This window comes from Alcanivorax sp. REN37 (assembly GCF_041102775.1).
In the GTDB taxonomy this organism is placed as follows: domain Bacteria; phylum Pseudomonadota; class Gammaproteobacteria; order Pseudomonadales; family Alcanivoracaceae; genus Isoalcanivorax; species Isoalcanivorax beigongshangi.
In genome coordinates this window covers 1-1,197 of the sequence record NZ_JBGCUO010000008.1, presented here as the reverse complement: position 1 = coordinate 1,197, position 1,197 = coordinate 1, and the positions used below count along the sequence as shown (strand labels likewise).

1 protein-coding gene is annotated in these 1,197 nt (G+C 61.0%); it reads right to left on the bottom strand.

Annotation, left to right across the window (positions count from 1 at the left end):
* Positions 1 to 1,194, bottom strand: a complete 1,194-nt coding sequence (gene tuf, locus AB5I84_RS13755; RefSeq protein ID WP_369456486.1) for an elongation factor Tu — start codon at positions 1,192 to 1,194, stop codon at positions 1 to 3.
* Positions 1,195 to 1,197: the final 3 nt, after the last annotated feature.

The window sequence follows — 1,197 nt, the reverse complement described above, 5'->3', positions numbered from 1 at the left end:
TTAGGCGATGATCTTCGCCACAACGCCGGCGCCAACGGTACGGCCGCCTTCGCGAATTGCGAAGCGCAGACCTTCTTCCATGGCGATCGGAGCGATCAGCTTCACGTTCAGCTTCACGTTATCGCCCGGCATCACCATCTCAACGCCTTCCGGCAGGTCGCAAGCGCCGGTCACGTCGGTGGTGCGGAAGTAGAACTGCGGGCGGTAGCCGTTGAAGAACGGGGTATGACGGCCGCCTTCTTCTTTGCTCAGCACGTACACTTCAGCTTCGAACTGGGTGTGCGGCTTGATGGTGCCCGGCTTGGCCAGAACCTGACCACGCTCAACGTCGTCACGCTTGGTACCACGCAGCAGCACACCAACGTTCTCACCAGCACGGCCTTCGTCCAGCAGCTTGCGGAACATTTCAACGCCGGTGCAGGTGGTTTTGGTGGTGTCGCGGATACCCACGATTTCCACTTCTTCACCCACTTTGACGATGCCACGCTCAACACGACCGGTTACTACGGTACCGCGGCCCGCGATGGAGAAGACGTCTTCGATCGGCATCAGGAATGCCTGGTCGATGGCGCGCTCCGGCTCCGGAATGTAGCTGTCCAGGGTCTCAACCAGCTCTTTAACAGCCGGCTGGCCGATCGGGGACTGGTCGCCTTCCAGCGCTTTCAGAGCAGAGCCCTTGATGATCGGGGTGTCGTCGCCCGGGAAGTCGTACGCGTTCAGCAGCTCGCGCACTTCCATCTCAACCAGTTCCAGCAGCTCTTCGTCGTCGACCATGTCGCACTTGTTCAGGAACACGACGATGTACGGTACGCCAACCTGACGGGACAGCAGGATGTGCTCGCGGGTCTGCGGCATCGGGCCATCAGCAGCGGAGCACACCAGGATCGCGCCGTCCATCTGGGCAGCACCGGTGATCATGTTCTTCACGTAGTCCGCGTGACCCGGGCAGTCAACGTGGGCGTAGTGACGGGTCGGGGAGTCGTACTCAACGTGGGAGGTGGCGATGGTGATACCGCGCGCACGCTCTTCCGGGGCGTTGTCGATCTGGTCGTAACCGCGGGATTCACCGGTGCCCCACACATCGTGACAGGTACGGGTCAGCGCTGCGGTCAGGGTGGTTTTGCCATGGTCAACGTGACCGATGGTGCCCACGTTCAAGTGCGGTTTGGAACGCTCAAATTTAGCCTTTGCCACGAC